The following is a 17,947-nucleotide window of genomic DNA, read 5'->3' on the forward strand; positions in this document are numbered from 1 at the left end:
AACGTTATTTACGATAATAATATTCTAAAACATATTGGAGGCGTTATTATGTCACAAGAGCACCTTTCGTGGCTTCGAAATTATTTAAAGGAAACTTATCAATCTCCTATTCTTGAGAATTTTCTTGAACTGCAAGTTGTTGAACTCGAAGAAGGAAAAGTCATCTATCGTATAAAAATTATTGATAAACATTGCAATCTGTATGGTTTTGTACATGGAGGCACTTTGGCTTCAATTTCAGATGTGGCAATGGGAGGTTCTTGTATAACTCTGGGAAAACGTGTAGTGACAATTGATATGAGCGTTAGTTATATAAAAAATGCACCTGTAGGAAGCACTCTTACCGCAGTTGGCAAGGTTATCAGCAATGGTAATACTATCATGCGAGCATCAGGTGAAATATTCAATGAACAACAGCAACTACTTGTTAGGTCACAAGCCTCATATTTTGTTACAGGTGATTTTTGCGAGAATGACTATCCCCAATCTAAATAATTACCTTAATTTACACGTTTAGCTAGGAGGCAATCAAATGGAAATTGACCATATTTATATATGCACGGAAACTAAAGCACCGGTGGGAGATTTATTGAAAGAATTCGGGCTTGTAGAAGGTTCTTCAAATACTCACCCAGGGCAAGGGACGGCAAGTAGAAGATTTTATTTTCATAACTTAATGCTGGAGCTTTTGTGGATAGAAAATTTGGAAGAAGTACAGAGTGAACGAACTAAGCCAATGAGATTATATGAACGTTGTTTACCAACTACAAGTAATGTTTCTCCATTTGGAGTTGCATTCAGACCTACAACGGAAATCAGTGAAACAGCACCATTTCCGGCATGGGATTATCACCCTATTTATTTGCCGGATTTTCTTAAAATTCAAGTAGCTGATAATACACCACTGAGTGAACCAATGTATTTTTATCTGACTTTCACCAAAAGGCAGGATGAGGCTCATATTGCGAAGAGAGAACCAATGGAGCATAAAGTAGTTTTGAAGGAAGTAACATCTGTAAAAATCCATGTAAATCAAAAAAATAATTTATCAGAGCCTGCCCTTATGTTAAATCGGCTGCATAATCTATCAATTGAACAAGATAAAGAGCACCTTATTGAATTAGAGTTTGATAATGGAACATTAAATCAATCCAAGGATTTTAGGCCGGACCTACCCTTATTATTTAAGTGGTAATCATATTTAAATTTGGAGGGGGCAAGTAAAGATGATAATTAAAGAAGTAGCTGAAAGCATTGGTTATTGTGGGCTGGTATGCAAATTATGTCATGTCGCAGATAAATGTAGTGGTTGTAAATCAGAAAATAATTGTTGCGGAAGGCATTTATCTGATAGTGGCTGCTATCAATACAATTGTTGTATTAATAAGGGTATAAACGGGTGCTGGGAATGCGATGATTTCCCTTGTGATGAGGATATGTTCAGTGAAAGTCATGATATAAGGCTGCGAGCTTTTATAAGCTGTGCGAAAGAAGAAGGTATAGAGAAACTAATTGAATATATACTTGCAAATCAACAAGAGGGTATATTTTATGGATATCAAAAAGACTATGACGGATTGGGCAGTGAGGAGGCTGTATTAAGGCTTCTTAGAACCGGCAAGGGTTTGCAACTTTAATATACTTAAATATGGGGGGGTAAGTGGATGAAGAAATTTGTATTTATTTTATTTATGATGCTAGTTGTTCCCTCTTTTACAGCATGTGATGATACTAGTAAGACAAATACCAATGTGATTACTAAAGCTCAGTTAACCGATAAAGAGAAGATGCTTTTGTCAGTAGGAAGCAATAAATACTTTGCCTTTGATTTTAATGTTGATAATAAGTATAAATGGGTTGAGGTATGGGCAGATAGATATGAGCATGGGAAGAAAGTATCAAACATTGGAAAGTTGGCAACAGGCTTGTCGGTAAGTGAAGGAAATATGATTATAGCTGCAGTAGAAGAAAACGAAAAAGGGACAAGCGAGTGGACATTGGCAATAAATGCAGGGGGAGCGTTGAGCAAAGGGGAAACAAATCAAGAGTATCAGGCAAAAGAGGGTTCATCTGTTGCTTCTGCAATGTCAGTCAATAATTCAAAGATAAGCATTGGAGACAAAGAAATTGTATTAGCAAATGTTTGCTACAGAGTATCAGGAGAAAAAGAAACAGCTTTCCGTCCACTTAGCGGGGAGTTTTTCGATAATCCAGAGGCACATATGGAAGAAATAGCGGAATACGATGTTGTTTATCTATTAAAATGTAAGTTTTACGACACTGAAAAGCAGCCTTAGGAAGAGGAACATACTTTAGCAATGGGCATCAGCCATCAGTGGCTGCATTGTACGTATTGGGAGGGATACTGAATGAACATGATTGATTTTGTTACTGGGGGAACTGAATTATTAGATTCTGTACAGCCGTTATGGGAGAAGTTGAATAAACACCATCAAGTAAATTCCAGATATTTTGCAGATAAGTTTAAGGATTTTACATTTGATGTGAGGAAGAAGAAATTTATAGATAATACTAATATAGAATTAAGGATTGATTTAGTAAAAGCATCAGAAAATCAAACGTTTGTGGGGTATTGTATTAGCACAATTACCATAGATTCAGTTGGTGAGATTGACTCGTTATATATTGAACCGGAGTATCGGAAATTTGGTATCGGAGATAAGCTGATGAGTAGATCTTTAGAGTGGTTAGATAGTAAAAATGTAAAAATGAAAATTATTGGTGTTGCAGAAGGTAATGAGCAAGTATTTGACTTTTATAAGAAATATGGCTTTTATGAGCGAAGTACTATATTGGAACAAGTGACAAAATAGAACATGCCACACATCTTTTTAGGAGGCGTTACGTTTGAATATTTATATCGCGCTATTACGAGGTATCAATGTAGGTGGAAAGAATATTATTAAAATGGCCGACTTGAAGCGGGTATTTGAAACTATGGGGCTTTGTGAAGTGCAAACATATATTCAAAGCGGTAATGTTCTATTTAAATCCAATGAAGAGGAAGAAATACTGCGTAAGAAAATTGAGTATGAAATTGAAGATGTCTTTGGATTTTCTGTAGCAGTTATTTTGAGAGATTCAGAGGAGTTAGAACGAATTATCTCTAGTTGTCCATTCTCAAAGGGAGAAGTATCGGAAGCGGAGTCGTCATCAGAGGGAGAGAGTCTATACGTTTCTATTTTAGCCTATGCACCCTCCCAAGAAAAGAGCGAACATTTAAATAAATATAGAAGTGAAAACGATGAATATCGGATCATAGACAGAGAGGTCTTTCTTTTATTCCGTCATAGCATACGAAACTCCAAGCTTGCTAATAATCTTCAGAAGTTGGAGATACCGGCAACTGTGCGTAATTGGAAGACAATAAACAAGCTTGTTGTGATGGCAAAATCCATGGAGAGGGAGAAATAGATAAATAGTCATCCCCATGAACAAAACTTTCTGGAGGTGGTTTAAATGACTAGAAGCGAATTAATCGACTACTGCAAGAGCAAAACAGGTGTGACAGTTGAATTTCCTTTTGATAACAGTTGTATGTCATTTAAGCTGGTAAGTAAGTTTTTTGCATTTATTGATATCAAAAAAGATAAGAATGCAATAAGCTTAAAATGTGAGCCATGGCTTGCAGCTGCTTTTCGAGAGCAGTATGAAGGGGTAACGCCCGGATACCATCTGAATAAGAAGCATTGGAATACAATTGATGTCAATTTGGATATTCCCGAGGAAAAAGTAATTGAAATGATAGATATGTCATATGAGCTGATTCGGAAGGGCTTAAAAAAGCAGGAAAGAGAAGCACTAGTATAAATCAATATCAGAAAGGGTGAAATTATGGAAAGAACGTTAGTAATCATAAAACCAGATGCTAAAGAGAGAAAGTTAATGGGTGAGATTATTTCTATATATGAGAAGAAAGGACTTCACATATCGTCTTCAAAAATTATAAAGCCAACTATAGAAATTGCAAAAAACCATTATATAGAGCATAAAGATAAACCATTCTTTAAAGAGCTTATTAATTACATTACGAGGGGAGAGGTATGTGTTCTAATTATTGAAGGAGATAATGTTATAGCCATGGTAAGAAAGATAAACGGAGCAACTGACCCATTAGAAGCTGATATGGGTACGGTAAGAGGTCGATTTGCGATATCAAAGACTGAGAATACTGTTCATTCTTCGGACAGCGTAGAAAGCGCTGAACGTGAGATAAAAATATGGTTTCCTGAGTTATAATTGTGAAACCTATAAAGTGTTTGGAGTTGGCGCCACTAATGAAGTCTGGGAGCAGAAGATAATATGAGGGGGTAGGTAGACGTGAGTGAGATCTTTGATATTTCATTTGATGAGATTGATTTAATCAAGAACCTATGGGAAAAGAACAGACAATATCATGAGAACAGTTCAGAATATTTTAAGGAGTCATATAGCTCGATTTGTTTTGAACAGAGAATTGGAGCTTTCAGCCTGTTCACATGCGATACTATGAAAATATCTGTTGCAAAAAGCAATGATGAGTATATCGGGTATTGCATATCGACTATAACCGATGGCAGGGGGGAGCTTGAATCACTGCATGTTGATGAAGCTAATAGAGGGAATGGTATTGGGAAGAAGCTTGTAATGGAACATTTAGAATGGATGAATGAAAAGAATTGTAATGTGATTGGAGTAACAGTATCCCAGGAGAATGAATCTACTATATTGTTCTATAAAAAGCTTGGATTTTATCCAAATACCTTATATATGCAGCAGAAGCTCGAGAGCAAGGAGTAATCATAAATGGATATAAAATCAGCGGGAAATAGAATTAGCCTCATTAGAGGTGATATAACAAAACTTGATATAGATAAAGTTATAGAGATGCTTGAGTGATAGAAAATGGAGTGATGATTCTAAATGAAGATTAGAAGAAAGACCTTCGTAATTGCCGTAATCTGCTTAGTTGCATTGATTCTCTTAGGGTATGTATTTTCACCGTACATAGAGGTATACAGAATTAATCGGAATTTAGACATATCCAGTGTTAAATTATTGATGACACCTGACCAGGTGGAGAAGATTTTGGGTGAGGGCAGCCCTATCGGCGGATTTGGAGCACAATTCTATGAATATGACAATTCTGCTGTTACAATTGCTTACCCATGGGATGGATTGCTCAAAAGAAAAGCAGGGTGGATTCAAATATCAGATTCTAAATACAGCATCTATGGTGTCCGGCCAGGAGACCCCTTTGACAAGGCAAAGTCAATTTTAGAGAAATATGGTTTTGTTCAAGATCAATCAGATAAGAGTGCCTTTAAAAGAGGCAGTGCCAGGATTTATATTTTTTGGGAATCTGTTAGAGCTGATATAGAGGATTGGACTATAAAAGGACGTGTTTATTAGTAATTAATAAAAAGTGAGGGGTATTTATGCGGATATGTATTTTATTTGGTAGTCTCAGAGAAAACAGCAATACGGGGTTACTATTACAGCCATTTATAGAGGAGCTAAAAAGACTGGGAGCAGAGATTGACTTTATTTCACTCAAGGATAAGCACATAGAACCATGTACTGCTTGTTGGACGTGTCAGAATATTTTCGAAGAACCGGGTTGCCCGAAGAAGGATGATATGAATATATTATATGAAGCAGTCCTCAAATCTGATTGTATTATATTTGCAAGTCCTATATATTCATGGTACTGCACGCCTCCGATGAAGGCTGTTATGGACAGGCTTGTTTATGGTATGAACAAGTATTATGGAGACACAGAAGGTCCATGCCTATGGGAAGGGAAAAAGTGTGCATTAGTTACAACTTGTGGCTACGAAATAGAGGATGGTGCAGGGGTATTTGAAGAAGGAATGAGGAGATACTCAAAACATTCTAATTTGCAATATTTAGGGAAATTAGCTGTCCAAGATATTGATGGGAAATCATATTTCCAAAATGAATCAGCAGTTAATGCTGCAAAGGAATTTGCAGTAAAAGTATATGATTCACTTGTGTAAAAGGGTAATTTATAGAAGATTCAAGGGGGGGAAACTTCAATGAAGAAAATTCATGAAAATTTACATGATGGAATAATTGCACTTCCTTCTTTTCCTGTTGTTCTTGTGACCGTGGACAGTAATATTATGGTGGCAGGAGCATTTCACTTCTATTCGTTCAAACCCCCTTCTGTAATGGTTGGGATTAAGCCTGAGAAGTACACCTATGAATTGATAACTAAAAAGAAAGAGTTTGGGATAAATATCCCCACTAAGGATCAGCTGGACAAGCTACATATCTGTGGTACAGTTTCCGGTAGAGATGAGGATAAGTATCTGAAAGCTGGTTTGACACCTCGGAAAGGAAATAAGATTGATACTTATATTATTGAGGAATGCCCTGTGAGCCTTGAATGTAAAGTTGTACATCAGATTGGTTATGAGGGTAGTCACAGCTGGTTCATTGGAGAGATTAGGGAAGTACATATAGACGAGGATTATACTAGGGATGATGCATTGATGTTTTGGCTTGGTCAGTTTAGAACTGTAGGACAGCTCATTGAGGGAGCCAGAAATAAGGAACTTTTTAAGAAATAATTATTTAAGCTATTGTGGTCTTTAACCGGACGCAGAATGTATAAAAGGAATAATTATATCTGGAGGCGGTTTTAATGGAAGTTCGAAAGGTCACTAAGGATGATATACATTTGGTTGTTTCTCTTAACGATACTGTTCAAAGGATTCATGCAGAGGCACATCCACACATTTTTAAATATCCAACGGATTCTATGAGATGGGACTTTTCTTTTCTCAGCTTGTAGATAGAGAAAATGATATTCTTCTACTTGCAGTAACTGGGTCAGAAGATGCGGTTGGATATGTTTGGGCCGTAGTTAATTGCGCACCAGAGAATCCGTTTAAATTTGAGAGGCGCGTTATGTATATAAATCAAATTGCTGTAACTCCGACTCATAGGAGTTTGGGTGCAGGACGTATGTTGATAAAGCGAATTGAAGAATATGCAAGGGAATTAAAGTTGCATAGAATAGAGTTGGACTCATGGATGTTCAATCAGGATGCACATGCTTTTTTTGAAAAGATGGGATTTGCTAAATATAGGGCAGATTTCTGGAAGGTTATATAAAGTAGAAGTTATTTATAAGCAATTGCTGGGTACAACTTGCTTTGGAGGATGAAATATGGAATTGTTGTATGGGACAAGCAACCCGGGGAAACTGCAACATATGAGGGAAATGCTTGGTGGATTAGGTATTGAAATCGTTGGGTTAAATGATGTTGATCTGCATATTGGTTATATTGACGAGAGTGGTAATAATCCCTTAGATAATGCAAGGGTTAAAGCATTAGCATACTACAGAGCCGCAAAAATGCCGGTATTTTCCTGTGACTCCGGGCTCTTTGTTGAAGCATTGAGGGATGAAGAACAACCAGGTGTTCATGTCAGAAGAGTTAATGGTAAAGTATTAAACGATGAAGAGATGATAGAACACTATTCTAGCCTTGCCCTAAAGCTAGGAGGCGAGTTAAAAGCCAGATATAAAAATGCAATTTGTTTGGTGCTTAATGAAGAAAATGTATACGAGTATGATGGAGAAGATATATCATCTGAAAGTTTTCTCATAGCATCAAAGGCTCATGTAAAGAGAATTGCGGGTTTTCCATTAGACTCTCTTTCATTACATAATGAATCTAGAAAATATTATATGGATATTGAAGATTACTGTAATATTGAAAATGATAAATTGGCAATGGGCTTTAGAAACTTTTTTATTAAAACAATTTTAAAATAGGATTATTTATGTAAAGTAGTCCAATCATGAATGATATGGCCTAGAGTATTTGAATATTATTGCTCCATACTTTTTTTATGATTGAAGATCCTGATGGTAACTTGATAGAGATAGCTGGAAGATACGAGTGAATCGATAAAGTTTAATTTTTTTGGAGGGCATATGAAGAAAGTTTATTTAATAGTTGCGTTGGTTATCATCGCTTCAGTTTTTGTCTCATGTTCAAGTAAAGCGAATGTATCAATAAGCGATAGCATTGAAGAGCAGTTATTAAGAAGTGGTACAGAGGATTCTAACTATGTCGAATTGACTAAAGTGAAAAACAACATTTGGGTGCATACCACTTATGCTGACTATAATGGGAATAGAACTTCATCAAATGGTCTAGTCATAGACACTTCAGGAGGTTTGGTTTTAATCGATACTCCTTGGAATAATGAGCAGACAAAAGAGCTTATCAAGCTTACGAAAAGTAAGTTTAATAAGGATATTTCTCTGGCACTTATTACTCATGCGCATGATGACAGGATTGGTGGGATCAGTGCACTGCTTGAAAATAGGATTGATGTCAGAAGTACAAGTTTGACTGCACAGCTAGCTGAAAAGAATGGTTTCAAGAAGCCAGCGCCATTGCTTGATTCAGATCCAAGTATCAAAGTCGGAGATGTTAGCTTTGAGGTGTTTTATCCTGGAGAAGGGCATTCTTCAGATAATATAGTTGTTTGGATTCCACAATACAAGGTGATTTTTGGTGGATGCTTAATAAAAGCTATGGATTCAAAAGGCTTAGGAAGCACAACAGATGTAAATATAGAACAATGGCCAATTTCAGTAAAGAAAATATTAGAAAAGTACCCAGATGCTGATGTTGTTATACCTGGACATGGGAAATGGGGTGGTATTGAATTGTTGAAACATACTTTAGAATTGTTGAATAGGTAGATGATAGGTAATTATATTATTTCAAAGAGGGGGTATTACAAATTGTTGAAAATACTAGGAATTAGGGAAAACCCACACTTACTTGAGGTAGGAACGAAATACTTTCACAACGCTTTCGGGAATGAAAATAACTTCATGCTTTATTCTGATTGCATAAATCATAGCATTGCGACAGAGAGTCCATTACCCAGATGGTTTCTTGCGATGAAAGATGAAGAAATTGTTGGATGCTGTGCGTTGATTACGAACGATTTTATCAGTCGAATGGATTTGTGGCCATGGCTTGCTGCATTATATGTAACTGAAAATGAGAGAGGTAATGAGTTGGGATCAAAACTTCTTTCGCATGCGGTTTCTGAAGCAGGTAGGCTGGGCTTTCCTAAGGTTTATTTAAGCACGGATCATGATGGATATTACGAGAAATACGGTTGGAAACGTATAGAAGATGGATACATGCTTTGGGGTGAAAAGTCGAGGATCTATGAGATAGAAACATAGTATATAGGAGTTTCAGCTAGAGTGGGAGAGTTAATGATGAAGATATACTTAGTGAGGCATGGACAAACAGATTACACTAAGAGTTCTGTTAAGCAGCTTTGCGGGCCTCAAATTAGAAAACAGATTCTTGATAGATACTGATAATTGCGGATTGAGTGTTGTCATTCATGACAGTGGCTTGAGGTATAGTAGTGGATTAGGGCACAGGGGGTACGAAATGAAAAAAGTAGAATTGATTATTTTTGATATGGATGGGCTTATGTTTGATACAGAGAAAATATCTTTTATCTCATGGAAGAAAGCTGCACATAAATATGACTATGAGATTGATGAAGAGATATTTAAGAAGACAATTGGAGCAAACCTTAATCGTACAATAGAAATATATTTGGCACACTTTGGTGAAAGGTTTCCTATTGATGCTATTAGAGATGAACGGTTTAAAGTGGCAGAAAATCTTATAAATCTGAATGGAGTTCCGGTGAAAAAAGGTTTATATGAACTCCTGAACTATCTAAAAGAAACTGATATAAAAATAGCTGTAGCAACTTCGACAAGCAGACAGAGGGCAATGACACTATTGAAAATGGTCGGAATTGATATGCATTTTGATTATGTTTTATGTGGTGATGAAATCGAACATTCTAAACCACATCCAGAAATATTTTTGAAAGTATCCGAGAGATTATGCTGCTTGCCAGAAAATTGTATTGTATTGGAAGATTCTGAGGTAGGGATAATAGCCGCAAATAGGGCAGGGATGATTCCTATAATGATACCCGATATGAAGGAACCAGAAGAGGAAATCAAAAAACTGATTTACAAACAATTAGATAGCTTGCATGATGTAAAGACAATCTTAGAAGACATATATAGACAATCTCAAAAAGAAGCATGATCGTATTATTGAAGCTTATGATTTCAGTAAGCGCAAGCTAATTTGGGGTCGTCATCCGTGGCGAGATTCATTTAATAGTTGCAGCTAAATTTTTTCCTTGGAATATGGTAAAATATAAATAAATAACAATTGGTGGTGAAATTTTATGAATACAGCCAAAGAGATTATCAAAAAATTAATTGACGAGATACCAGAGACAAAAGCTGGAGAGGTTATTGATTTTTTATTATATTTAAGAGGTAAAAAAGAGCAAGAACTGCACTTAGAATGTGAAGAGGAAGAAGAAATATGGAATAAGATCAAAGACGACGAAAGGATATCTTCAAATAAAGTGAAAGAACTACTGCTGGGTGAATAGTAATGAGAAATATTGTTTATTTGAAGAGTGCATATAAGTCTTTGGCTGATTATGAAAAAGATACAAGAAAGAGAATAATTGAAGCAATTGAGAAAATAACTCAAGGGGATGTCAAAAAACTACAGGGAGAGAAGCACCCGCCATTATTCAGGCTAAGGGTGGGGAAATACAGGATAATATATCATATGAAAACGAGGATATTATAATAGCAAAGATTGATACAAGGGGATATATTTATAAATGATATCAAAAAGGCCGCCATTAATGGCGACCTTTTTTATTGGGAATAGCCAAGGGGATTCGTCTATACAATTAGAAAGGGTAATATGGTATAATTAACCATAATATTGTGTTGGACGGGGTTGCAGCTAATAATGGTCTCGTACCAATGCAAGCCAGTGAATTTAATGGTAGATGGATAGGGTTTGGTATTAAAGCTTAAGGGGTGATCTGATGGTTTCAATTGATAAAGCAAGGTACTTTGTTTATGACAAAGGCTTGCTATGGGAGAAAAGGTTATTTGACTTCTTATTTTGTGATGGGAGCTTGGAAAAGTTGCATCAGTCACTTCTTTGCTATAAAAACGATGACGGGGGATGGGGCAATGGGATTGAACATGATTTGAAATGCCCTGATTCAAATCCGATATCTTTGGAATTTCTTTTAACTATTAACAGGGATACCGGTATGCCATTAGGGAATCTATTGGATGGCACTACTGAGTGGCTTGAGAATAATTTAAATAAAAATGGTTCGTTTAAAGCTCCGAAATCCCTTTATGATTATCCTCATGCTTGGTGGATGGCTAAAGATATTGATCCTACAATTCCAGATTCAATAGTTGGTAATCTAAGCAGGTTAGGATATTTAACACCTTTGCTGAAGGAGAGTGCTAAAAAGTGGGCTTCAAAGAACTTAAATACGAATAAGATACTTTCAAATAAGTGGCTTTTTATGGCGTATCATGCTTTCGACTATTATTCGAACATTGGAGAAAGCGAAGAAACAATTGGCGCAGAGAGTGCTATGGCAACGAATATTATCGAATGTGTAGAAAACGCCAAAGAAAGTCAATATCATACATTGTTTCATTTTATAAAATCTCCTGATGACAAGCTCGCAAAGTTAATTCCTAACTCATATGTAGATAAGTTTTTAGATTACCTACAGGCAGCGCAAAGAGAAGATGGTGGCTGGAATGACGAGCACGGATTGGAATATTGGCAGCCTTACATAACTATTGAGATTCTTTGTACATTAAGAAACTTCGGCAGAATATAATAATCTGCTAGTTCACTTTATTCTAGGAGGTTAAAGATATGTTAGATAATAGTATCCAAAGGTTAATGAGCAACCTCGGGCGGAGGAATATTGATGCTTATTATTTCGAAAATATTGAGCAAGCAAAAGATAAAGTTGTTGAGATGATTCCATTGGACAGCACTGTAGGTATTGGAAACTCGCAAACATTGATCAACATGAACATATCCAAGATATTATCAGAAAGAGGTAATATTGTTTTTGATAAGACCATGGCTGCAACTAAAGAAGAGATAAAAGAGCAGAAAAAGAAGGCATTGCTTTCTGACTGGTATATTACAGGCACTAATGCAATATCTGCAGAAGGACAGCTGGTAAATATAGACCATAGCGGTAATAGAGTAGCAGCAATGCTTTACGGACCAGAGAAAGTCATTGTTGTAATTGGAACCAACAAGATAGTTAATACACTGGATGAGGCAGTTAAACGTGTTAGGAATATTTCGGCACCTGCAAATGCAAAACGGGCCGGCCTAAATCCTCCTTGTGTTGAACTGAGGAAATGTGTGGATTGCCAATCACCCGAAAGAGCATGCTATAACTTTGTTATTATTGAGGGACAAGCAGTTAAGGGCAGGATGACAGTTTTCATTGTTAATGAGAATTTGGGTTTCTAAAGAGATTGCTTTGAGCATTTAGAATATGCATGGGTTGACTTTGAAGAAATATGTGACTTCAATTTAGTTCCCGGTATAGTTGATCAGATTAATAGTTGGGATAAGGAAGAGATTAAGAGAATAATCATAGAAAGTAGATAAACTTTGTCTATTTACAAATTCATATATTCATATGATCGAAAACATCCTATAAATTGAATAGAGGTGGATTTTTCCATGAGTACTGAGATTTATTATTTTTCAGGAACCGGTAATTCGTTACATATTGCAAAAGAATTGCAAAAGCGGCTTCCAGAAACAGAGCTTATACCGATGGCAAGCCTTATAAATAAAGATGGATTGGAGACTAATGCCGAAACGGTAGGTTTTGTGTTCCCTATCCATTTTGCAACAATTCCCATGCTTGTAAAGGATATTATCAAAAAACTCGATTTAAACACGACTAAATATATTTTCGCAGTAGCGACACGAGCTGGTACACCTTGCAGTACTTCATTCACCAAAATAGATAAAATATTAAAGAAGAAGGACAAAAACTTAGATTCATATTTGATTCTAAATATGGCTAACAATGATTCCAAGTTTGACAATTGGCATCAAATCACTGATGCTGAGTTAGCAGAGTTGGAAGCAGATGTTCAGACCAGGCTTGACTCGTTTCAAAAAAGAATAATAGAAAAAGAAAAATACCAGGAAAAGGATACTCGAATTACCGTTCCTGTTAATCCTGTATGGGTACATTTAGGATCTAGCATGGCTGATGCCAGAGGGTATTCAGGTGAAGATTTTTATGCTGATACAAAGTGTTCAGGCTGTGGTGTATGTGAAAAGGTCTGTTTATCGCAGAAAATAAGAATGGTTGATGAAAAACCTGAATGGCAAAAGAAATCCCCATGCTTTTTATGCTATGCATGCATCAATTATTGCCCTGTACAATCAATTCAAATTAAGTCCAAGAAATATATGAAAATTTATACTGAAAAAAATGGAAGATATCATCATCCGGAGGCAACAGTAAATGATATTTCTGGACAAAAATGATTCATTTCAGAAGATTGGAGAAACAATATGAAAGAAGTTACCAAAGAATGGGATTGGAATAAGAACTCGCAGGCAATTTGGTTTACTCCATGTGAGGAGTCATATTACTTAATAAACCGTTGGAAAGAAAAAGACTTCAAGAGGTTTCTTGACCTAGGGTGCGGTAGAGGCAGGCATTCAATACAATTTGCTAAGAACGGCTTTGATGTAAGCTCGGTTGATTTGTCAGATGTGGCTGTAAGTGGATTGCAAGAATGGGCAGGCAAAGAGGGTTTGAATATTTCTGCAGCCATTGTTGATATGATGGATCTACCCTTTGAGAATGAGACTTTTGATTGCCTTTTAGCATATCATGTTATCTCTCACACGGATAGCAAGGGAATTATTAAGGCGATTTCTGAGATTAATCGGGTATTAAAGACTGGAGGAGAGTTTTATATTACCTTTTGCTCAAAAAATTCTTGGAGCTATAAGGAAGCTGGATTTCCAAGACTTGATGATAATACAGTAATAAAGGTTGAAGATGGCCCGGAAAATGGCGTTCCTCATTATCATGTAGACGATTCGGTATTGAAGGAATTATTGGCAAATTTCGGGCTTATAACCGTCAAGCAGATTCAGGATGTTGTTTTAGAAGGACATGATTATGTTTCCTGGCATTATTTTGTTTTGGGTAAGAAATAGAGCTTTATGCTACGATGATGTTACAATAACAAAGTTTACTAATCAGAGGGAGTGGCTTTCATGAGGTTTGACCTAATATGTATAGATATGTTTCAGACATTGGTTGATGTGGACAATAGAATACCTTTTATCTGGCAAAGAATTCTCAGGGATAAATATACAGATGAAGCTGCTGCAAATTGCGCGAAACTCATTAGTCAAAAGTTATCCAATGCGTTTCATGAAAGAGTTAATAAGTCTGGAGAGTTTAGGAACCTCAAATCCATATTTAATCTATATTTTGAAGAGATTGCAGCAGAAACAGAGTTGGGATTTGATTTTCAAGTTGCAGCAGATGTTTTCTTATCAGAGCATGGAGATTCGAAGCTCTATGATGATGCATTGAAATTCTTTGAGCTAATTGGAGGAAGGCTCCCGATATGTTTAGTCAGCGATGCTGACAATGTGATGATTAAGCCACTTATACCTAAACTTAACTTTGACAGTGTATTTATATCAGAAAATGTTGGCTCCTATAAGAATGATCCCGAAAGCAGAATATTTAATATGGTATTGAAACACTATCAGGTAAAACCTGAGAAAGTCTTACATATTGGGGATTCAGCATCTGATATAATTGGTGCAAGTAAGGCTGGGATTAAGAGTTGTTGGATTAATCGCAATGGGTTACAGTGGAAATATCCAGTAAAGCCTGATTATATCGTTAGGTCTCTTGTTGAGGTTATGGAACTACTCGGCTAATCAACTTCGTTTAATTAAACACTTAAGCTGTTGTAGATTTTAGGAGGCACTCCATATATAGCTGAAAAGAGGTGGCATGCTTTTGCGTAAGATAGCTATTGTTGGTTCCGGTGGAGCTGGAAAATCAACACTTGCAAGAAGACTCGGAGAAATTACCGGTGTTGAGGTATTTCATTTAGACAGATTGTTTTGGAGACCAGGCTGGATTCCGATATCAAAAGATGAATTGGCAGTGAGCGTTCAAAAGATTGTCTGTACTGATTCGTGGATTATAGACGGCAATTATAGCGGTACTATGGAATTGAGGTTTCAGGCTGCGGACACGATTATTTTTCTCGACTTTCCTTTATGGACATGCCTTTGGGGTATATTCAAAAGAAGGTTGATGTATGCAGGAAGGACAAGGCCTTGTATGACAGAAGGCTGTGATGAAAAACTGGATTTGGAGTTTATCTTATGGGTACTTACCTTTCCTTTCAAGAGAAGAAAGGGGATAATTGAAAAGCTTCACAAGCATTCTCATGGGAAAGATGTTTTCATTCTTAAGAGTAGGAAAGCAGTATGTAAATTTATTGTTAATATTGAGGTGGAAAATGGATAAATATGTAGTCAGTGTGTTATCCGAAGATATGGCTAAGGAAATATGTACTTGGAAGTATGAAGGAGTCTATTCCATATACAATTTTTCTGATTGGGAGGAGGTAGTCAGGAGTGGTTGGAGCCTTTCAATCAAAGAGGAAAGAGAAAAAGAATTTATAGGGATTTGTAAAGATAATGAGCTGATCGCTTATGGAAGGATACATATCCAAGACGGGATTTGCATTCTTGGAGTGGGGCTGAGGCCTTCGTTATGCGGACAGGGCTATGGCAAAGATATAATGCAGGTCTTAATAGAGGAAAGCCAGTTAAGATACCCTAATGCTAAGATCGCGTTGGAAGTAAGAATTTTTAATCGAAGGGCAATTAGATGCTATGAGAGTATTGGATTTGAGATAAAATATAAACATATTAGGAGTATGGATACTGGAGAAGCAGAATTTTATTACATGGAATACAAGCAAGGAGACAAGTAGCCTATGAGAAAAGCTATGTACCTGCAAATTGAGAAATACATGCTGTCTTTAATGAATGACAGTGCGCATGACAGTCAGCATATTTACCGTGTCTTGTACTATGCTTTGGATATTGCAAAAGAGTTTGATGTGGATAAAGACGTACTTATTGCAGCTTCACTATTGCATGATATCGGACGTGAAGCACAGAATAACAATCCTGAATGTGACCATGCAATTATTGGCTCAGATATGGCATATGATTTTTTAAGGAGTATAGGTTGGTCTGATAGTGAAGCTTCTCATGTGAAAGTGTGCATATCGACACATCGATACCGGAACAATAACCCCCCGGAAAGTATAGAAGCAAAGATTCTATATGATGCAGATAAGCTTGACGCAACAGGGACCATGGGGATAGCCAGGACATTGATATATAATGGAATTATCGCACAGCCTCTGTATTATGTGGATGAATCCGGCAAAGTGCTGGATGGCAGGAATGATAATATACCTTCTTTTTTTCGGGAATATAATTGGAAGCTGAAAAATATCTATGACAAATTCTATACCGATCGTGCAGCAATAATTGCTGAAGGGCGCAGAAAAGCAAGCATTGAATTCTATGAGAATATTTATAATGAAGTGTGCCTGACTCATCAAAAAGGCTTGTGTTTGTTAAATGATGAATTGGAAAAGGATAAATGATAAACGTAAGGAAATTTATGGTATTATTGTATAGACAATAATACCATTTGTGGTATAATACTGGAAAATAATTGTTATTTTTGAAGAGGAGTTAAGATGATTAAATGTGTGGTTTTTGATGTGGATGGGACTCTTATTGATACTGGTGAAGCAATTATTTCTTCATTGCAAAAAGTGTTGGAGGAGGATTTGGGAAAGGCATATTCAGAGGATGAGCTTAGCTTTGCTTTTGGGATACCTGGAGCAGTAACATTAGAACGGCTTGGAGTCAATAATATAGAGAGCTCTTTAGCTAAATGGATTAAGTATCTGAACGATTTCAGTGATTCCATGAAAATATTTGATGGGATAGATAATTGCCTTAGAAAGATTAAGGAGTTGAATATAAAAACCGGAATTGTTACTTCAAAGACAAGAGAAGAGTTTGATAGTAATTTTATTCCTTTTGGGCTAGCGGATTATTTCGACTATGTGATTTGTGCAGATGATACTGCTAAACATAAACCTCACCCGGAGCCAATTCTAAAGCTTATGGAAATGTCCGGGGACGATCCTAAGGATTTAGTCTATATTGGAGATACGAAATATGATAAGGAATGTGCCGAGGGAGCAGGGGTAAAATTCGGATTGGCTTTATGGGGCGCTAAGAGCTCTGAAGGTTTTGACTCAGCATATATACTGCACAGTCCCATAGACATACTTGAATTCATAAAAAGCAAATAGGAATTAGAAGAAAAGAGAGGGGCGAGGCTATGTACATCCGACAGTTCAAGCAGGAAGATGCCAGCGAATATTGGGCATTGAGATTGAGAGCGCTAAAAGAATGTCCTGAGTCATTCGGTGCCTCTTATGAAGAGGAGAAGGATAAACCTTTAAGCTCAATTGCGCAGAGATTGAAGGAATCCTTTCAAGCAACTGATTCGGAATTTATTTTGGGATGCTTCGATGATGAGGATAGACTTATTGGTATAGTTGGCTTATTCCGCGAACGGAGAGAGAAGTTAAGGCATAAGGCTACTATAAATGCGATGTATGTAGCACCAGAGGCTCGTTGTAAAGGTGCCGGGAAGGCTTTGGTAATGGAAGTCATAAGGAGAGCGAAGGAAATGAAAGGCCTAGAACAGGTGAATCTGGGTGTAATTGCGACAAATACCGAAGCCAAAAACTTGTACAAAAGATGTAAATTTGAAGTATATGGGGTAGAGAGAAATGCACTCAAGCTGCCTAATAAATATTTAGATGAAGAATTAATGGTTTATGAACTCTAATTGTATAGTA

At 36.6% G+C, this 17,947-nt stretch carries 30 protein-coding genes; all 30 read left to right on the forward strand.

The genetic code is table 11. The features are described from left to right. The first annotated feature begins 48 nt into the window (after positions 1 to 48). The 30 genes from VEB00_00745 to VEB00_00890 all read left to right on the forward strand — a co-directional run bounded on the left by VEB00_00745 (position 49) and on the right by VEB00_00890 (position 17,937). Complete coding sequence (locus VEB00_00745) at positions 49 to 495, forward strand: PaaI family thioesterase (GenBank protein ID HYF81543.1); 447 nt, start codon at positions 49 to 51, stop codon at positions 493 to 495. Between the two features lie 37 nt (positions 496 to 532). Further along, a complete protein-coding gene (locus VEB00_00750) occupies positions 533 to 1,195 on the forward strand; it encodes a hypothetical protein (protein ID HYF81544.1) in 663 nt (220 codons plus the stop codon). A 31-nt stretch (positions 1,196 to 1,226) separates the two neighbouring features. Further along, positions 1,227 to 1,637: a DUF3795 domain-containing protein gene (locus tag VEB00_00755; protein ID HYF81545.1), complete on the forward strand. Its 411-nt coding sequence runs from the start codon at positions 1,227 to 1,229 to the stop codon at positions 1,635 to 1,637. 27 nt (positions 1,638 to 1,664) lie between these two features. Then, entirely contained in the window at positions 1,665 to 2,297 is a 633-nt protein-coding gene (locus VEB00_00760; protein HYF81546.1) for a hypothetical protein, read from the forward strand. A gap of 72 nt (positions 2,298 to 2,369) precedes the next feature. Continuing rightward, entirely contained in the window at positions 2,370 to 2,834 is a 465-nt protein-coding gene (locus tag VEB00_00765; GenBank protein HYF81547.1) for a GNAT family N-acetyltransferase, read from the forward strand. Positions 2,835 to 2,868: 34 nt separating this feature from the next. Continuing rightward, positions 2,869 to 3,435 carry a DUF1697 domain-containing protein gene (locus VEB00_00770; GenBank protein HYF81548.1) on the forward strand — a complete coding sequence of 189 codons (567 nt, stop codon included), beginning with the start codon at positions 2,869 to 2,871 and terminating at the stop codon, positions 3,433 to 3,435. 45 nt (positions 3,436 to 3,480) lie between these two features. Then, positions 3,481 to 3,831 (forward strand): MmcQ/YjbR family DNA-binding protein, encoded by a 351-nt coding sequence (locus tag VEB00_00775; protein HYF81549.1) that lies wholly within the window; start codon positions 3,481 to 3,483, stop codon positions 3,829 to 3,831. Positions 3,832 to 3,855: 24 nt separating this feature from the next. Next, positions 3,856 to 4,260 (forward strand): nucleoside-diphosphate kinase, encoded by a 405-nt coding sequence (gene ndk, locus VEB00_00780; GenBank protein HYF81550.1) that lies wholly within the window; start codon positions 3,856 to 3,858, stop codon positions 4,258 to 4,260. 81 nt (positions 4,261 to 4,341) lie between these two features. Then, a complete protein-coding gene (locus VEB00_00785; GenBank protein ID HYF81551.1) occupies positions 4,342 to 4,800 on the forward strand; it encodes a GNAT family N-acetyltransferase in 459 nt (152 codons plus the stop codon). 123 nt (positions 4,801 to 4,923) lie between these two features. Further along, on the forward strand, positions 4,924 to 5,412 hold the full coding sequence (locus tag VEB00_00790) for a hypothetical protein (protein ID HYF81552.1): 489 nt from the start codon (positions 4,924 to 4,926) through the stop codon (positions 5,410 to 5,412). Between the two features lie 26 nt (positions 5,413 to 5,438). Continuing rightward, on the forward strand, positions 5,439 to 6,020 hold the full coding sequence (locus VEB00_00795; protein HYF81553.1) for a flavodoxin family protein: 582 nt from the start codon (positions 5,439 to 5,441) through the stop codon (positions 6,018 to 6,020). 39 nt (positions 6,021 to 6,059) lie between these two features. Next, positions 6,060 to 6,596 (forward strand): flavin reductase family protein, encoded by a 537-nt coding sequence (locus tag VEB00_00800; protein ID HYF81554.1) that lies wholly within the window; start codon positions 6,060 to 6,062, stop codon positions 6,594 to 6,596. A gap of 74 nt (positions 6,597 to 6,670) precedes the next feature. Beyond that, positions 6,671 to 6,820 (forward strand): hypothetical protein, encoded by a 150-nt coding sequence (locus VEB00_00805; GenBank protein ID HYF81555.1) that lies wholly within the window; start codon positions 6,671 to 6,673, stop codon positions 6,818 to 6,820. After that, positions 6,793 to 7,143 (forward strand): GNAT family N-acetyltransferase, encoded by a 351-nt coding sequence (locus VEB00_00810; GenBank protein ID HYF81556.1) that lies wholly within the window; start codon positions 6,793 to 6,795, stop codon positions 7,141 to 7,143. The genes VEB00_00805 and VEB00_00810 overlap by 28 nt, the downstream gene beginning before the upstream one ends. Before the next feature lie 55 nt (positions 7,144 to 7,198). Next, the gene (locus VEB00_00815) at positions 7,199 to 7,810 is read left to right on the forward strand and encodes a non-canonical purine NTP pyrophosphatase (GenBank protein HYF81557.1); all 612 of its coding nucleotides are present in this window, start codon (positions 7,199 to 7,201) and stop codon (positions 7,808 to 7,810) included. Positions 7,811 to 7,972: 162 nt separating this feature from the next. Next, complete coding sequence (gene bla / locus VEB00_00820) at positions 7,973 to 8,752, forward strand: subclass B1 metallo-beta-lactamase (protein ID HYF81558.1); 780 nt, start codon at positions 7,973 to 7,975, stop codon at positions 8,750 to 8,752. Positions 8,753 to 8,794: 42 nt separating this feature from the next. Beyond that, on the forward strand, positions 8,795 to 9,250 hold the full coding sequence (locus VEB00_00825) for a GNAT family N-acetyltransferase (protein ID HYF81559.1): 456 nt from the start codon (positions 8,795 to 8,797) through the stop codon (positions 9,248 to 9,250). A 217-nt stretch (positions 9,251 to 9,467) separates the two neighbouring features. Then, entirely contained in the window at positions 9,468 to 10,148 is a 681-nt protein-coding gene (locus tag VEB00_00830; GenBank protein ID HYF81560.1) for an HAD family phosphatase, read from the forward strand. A gap of 145 nt (positions 10,149 to 10,293) precedes the next feature. After that, positions 10,294 to 10,506 (forward strand): DUF2281 domain-containing protein, encoded by a 213-nt coding sequence (locus tag VEB00_00835; protein HYF81561.1) that lies wholly within the window; start codon positions 10,294 to 10,296, stop codon positions 10,504 to 10,506. A 2-nt stretch (positions 10,507 to 10,508) separates the two neighbouring features. Then, positions 10,509 to 10,712, forward strand: coding sequence for a type II toxin-antitoxin system RelE/ParE family toxin (locus VEB00_00840; GenBank protein HYF81562.1), 204 nt, complete (start codon positions 10,509 to 10,511; stop codon positions 10,710 to 10,712). 247 nt (positions 10,713 to 10,959) lie between these two features. Beyond that, positions 10,960 to 11,787 (forward strand): hypothetical protein, encoded by an 828-nt coding sequence (locus VEB00_00845; protein HYF81563.1) that lies wholly within the window; start codon positions 10,960 to 10,962, stop codon positions 11,785 to 11,787. 38 nt (positions 11,788 to 11,825) lie between these two features. Further along, the gene (locus tag VEB00_00850; GenBank protein HYF81564.1) at positions 11,826 to 12,443 is read left to right on the forward strand and encodes a lactate utilization protein; all 618 of its coding nucleotides are present in this window, start codon (positions 11,826 to 11,828) and stop codon (positions 12,441 to 12,443) included. Positions 12,444 to 12,659: 216 nt separating this feature from the next. Next, positions 12,660 to 13,484, forward strand: coding sequence for an EFR1 family ferrodoxin (locus tag VEB00_00855; GenBank protein ID HYF81565.1), 825 nt, complete (start codon positions 12,660 to 12,662; stop codon positions 13,482 to 13,484). A gap of 27 nt (positions 13,485 to 13,511) precedes the next feature. Then, a complete protein-coding gene (locus VEB00_00860; protein ID HYF81566.1) occupies positions 13,512 to 14,168 on the forward strand; it encodes a class I SAM-dependent methyltransferase in 657 nt (218 codons plus the stop codon). A 60-nt stretch (positions 14,169 to 14,228) separates the two neighbouring features. Next, positions 14,229 to 14,909: an HAD family hydrolase gene (locus VEB00_00865; GenBank protein HYF81567.1), complete on the forward strand. Its 681-nt coding sequence runs from the start codon at positions 14,229 to 14,231 to the stop codon at positions 14,907 to 14,909. Positions 14,910 to 14,991: 82 nt separating this feature from the next. Beyond that, positions 14,992 to 15,510 (forward strand): DNA topology modulation protein, encoded by a 519-nt coding sequence (locus VEB00_00870; protein ID HYF81568.1) that lies wholly within the window; start codon positions 14,992 to 14,994, stop codon positions 15,508 to 15,510. Next, positions 15,503 to 15,982 carry a GNAT family N-acetyltransferase gene (locus VEB00_00875; GenBank protein HYF81569.1) on the forward strand — a complete coding sequence of 160 codons (480 nt, stop codon included), beginning with the start codon at positions 15,503 to 15,505 and terminating at the stop codon, positions 15,980 to 15,982. Before VEB00_00870 ends, VEB00_00875 begins: the two co-directional genes overlap by 8 nt. 3 nt (positions 15,983 to 15,985) lie before the next feature. Beyond that, positions 15,986 to 16,669 carry an HD domain-containing protein gene (locus VEB00_00880; protein ID HYF81570.1) on the forward strand — a complete coding sequence of 228 codons (684 nt, stop codon included), beginning with the start codon at positions 15,986 to 15,988 and terminating at the stop codon, positions 16,667 to 16,669. Between the two features lie 96 nt (positions 16,670 to 16,765). Further along, complete coding sequence (locus tag VEB00_00885) at positions 16,766 to 17,392, forward strand: HAD family hydrolase (GenBank protein HYF81571.1); 627 nt, start codon at positions 16,766 to 16,768, stop codon at positions 17,390 to 17,392. 29 nt (positions 17,393 to 17,421) lie between these two features. Continuing rightward, positions 17,422 to 17,937 carry a GNAT family N-acetyltransferase gene (locus VEB00_00890; protein HYF81572.1) on the forward strand — a complete coding sequence of 172 codons (516 nt, stop codon included), beginning with the start codon at positions 17,422 to 17,424 and terminating at the stop codon, positions 17,935 to 17,937. Positions 17,938 to 17,947: the final 10 nt, after the last annotated feature.

Source organism: Clostridia bacterium, from assembly GCA_035628995.1.
In the GTDB taxonomy this organism is placed as follows: Bacteria; Bacillota; Clostridia; order Lutisporales; family Lutisporaceae; genus BRH-c25.

Excerpts from the sequence above, each read along its gene's own strand:
- VEB00_00745 (HYF81543.1), top strand. The coding sequence starts at position 49 with ATGTCACAAGAGCACCTTTCGTGGCTTCGAAATTATTTAAAGGAAACT.
- VEB00_00750 (HYF81544.1), top strand. The coding sequence starts at position 533 with ATGGAAATTGACCATATTTATATATGCACGGAAACTAAAGCACCGGTG.
- VEB00_00755 (HYF81545.1), top strand. The coding sequence starts at position 1,227 with ATGATAATTAAAGAAGTAGCTGAAAGCATTGGTTATTGTGGGCTGGTA.
- VEB00_00760 (HYF81546.1), top strand. The coding sequence starts at position 1,665 with ATGAAGAAATTTGTATTTATTTTATTTATGATGCTAGTTGTTCCCTCT.
- VEB00_00765 (HYF81547.1), top strand. The coding sequence starts at position 2,370 with ATGAACATGATTGATTTTGTTACTGGGGGAACTGAATTATTAGATTCT.
- VEB00_00775 (HYF81549.1), top strand. The coding sequence starts at position 3,481 with ATGACTAGAAGCGAATTAATCGACTACTGCAAGAGCAAAACAGGTGTG.
- ndk (HYF81550.1), top strand. The coding sequence starts at position 3,856 with ATGGAAAGAACGTTAGTAATCATAAAACCAGATGCTAAAGAGAGAAAG.
- VEB00_00790 (HYF81552.1), top strand. The coding sequence starts at position 4,924 with ATGAAGATTAGAAGAAAGACCTTCGTAATTGCCGTAATCTGCTTAGTT.
- VEB00_00795 (HYF81553.1), top strand. The coding sequence starts at position 5,439 with ATGCGGATATGTATTTTATTTGGTAGTCTCAGAGAAAACAGCAATACG.
- VEB00_00800 (HYF81554.1), top strand. The coding sequence starts at position 6,060 with ATGAAGAAAATTCATGAAAATTTACATGATGGAATAATTGCACTTCCT.
- VEB00_00805 (HYF81555.1), top strand. The coding sequence starts at position 6,671 with ATGGAAGTTCGAAAGGTCACTAAGGATGATATACATTTGGTTGTTTCT.
- VEB00_00810 (HYF81556.1), top strand. The coding sequence starts at position 6,793 with ATGGGACTTTTCTTTTCTCAGCTTGTAGATAGAGAAAATGATATTCTT.
- VEB00_00815 (HYF81557.1), top strand. The coding sequence starts at position 7,199 with ATGGAATTGTTGTATGGGACAAGCAACCCGGGGAAACTGCAACATATG.
- bla (HYF81558.1), top strand. The coding sequence starts at position 7,973 with ATGAAGAAAGTTTATTTAATAGTTGCGTTGGTTATCATCGCTTCAGTT.
- VEB00_00830 (HYF81560.1), top strand. The coding sequence starts at position 9,468 with ATGAAAAAAGTAGAATTGATTATTTTTGATATGGATGGGCTTATGTTT.
- VEB00_00835 (HYF81561.1), top strand. The coding sequence starts at position 10,294 with ATGAATACAGCCAAAGAGATTATCAAAAAATTAATTGACGAGATACCA.
- VEB00_00840 (HYF81562.1), top strand. The coding sequence starts at position 10,509 with ATGAGAAATATTGTTTATTTGAAGAGTGCATATAAGTCTTTGGCTGAT.
- VEB00_00845 (HYF81563.1), top strand. The coding sequence starts at position 10,960 with ATGGTTTCAATTGATAAAGCAAGGTACTTTGTTTATGACAAAGGCTTG.
- VEB00_00850 (HYF81564.1), top strand. The coding sequence starts at position 11,826 with ATGTTAGATAATAGTATCCAAAGGTTAATGAGCAACCTCGGGCGGAGG.
- VEB00_00855 (HYF81565.1), top strand. The coding sequence starts at position 12,660 with ATGAGTACTGAGATTTATTATTTTTCAGGAACCGGTAATTCGTTACAT.
- VEB00_00860 (HYF81566.1), top strand. The coding sequence starts at position 13,512 with ATGAAAGAAGTTACCAAAGAATGGGATTGGAATAAGAACTCGCAGGCA.
- VEB00_00865 (HYF81567.1), top strand. The coding sequence starts at position 14,229 with ATGAGGTTTGACCTAATATGTATAGATATGTTTCAGACATTGGTTGAT.
- VEB00_00875 (HYF81569.1), top strand. The coding sequence starts at position 15,503 with ATGGATAAATATGTAGTCAGTGTGTTATCCGAAGATATGGCTAAGGAA.
- VEB00_00880 (HYF81570.1), top strand. The coding sequence starts at position 15,986 with ATGAGAAAAGCTATGTACCTGCAAATTGAGAAATACATGCTGTCTTTA.
- VEB00_00885 (HYF81571.1), top strand. The coding sequence starts at position 16,766 with ATGATTAAATGTGTGGTTTTTGATGTGGATGGGACTCTTATTGATACT.
- VEB00_00890 (HYF81572.1), top strand. The coding sequence starts at position 17,422 with ATGTACATCCGACAGTTCAAGCAGGAAGATGCCAGCGAATATTGGGCA.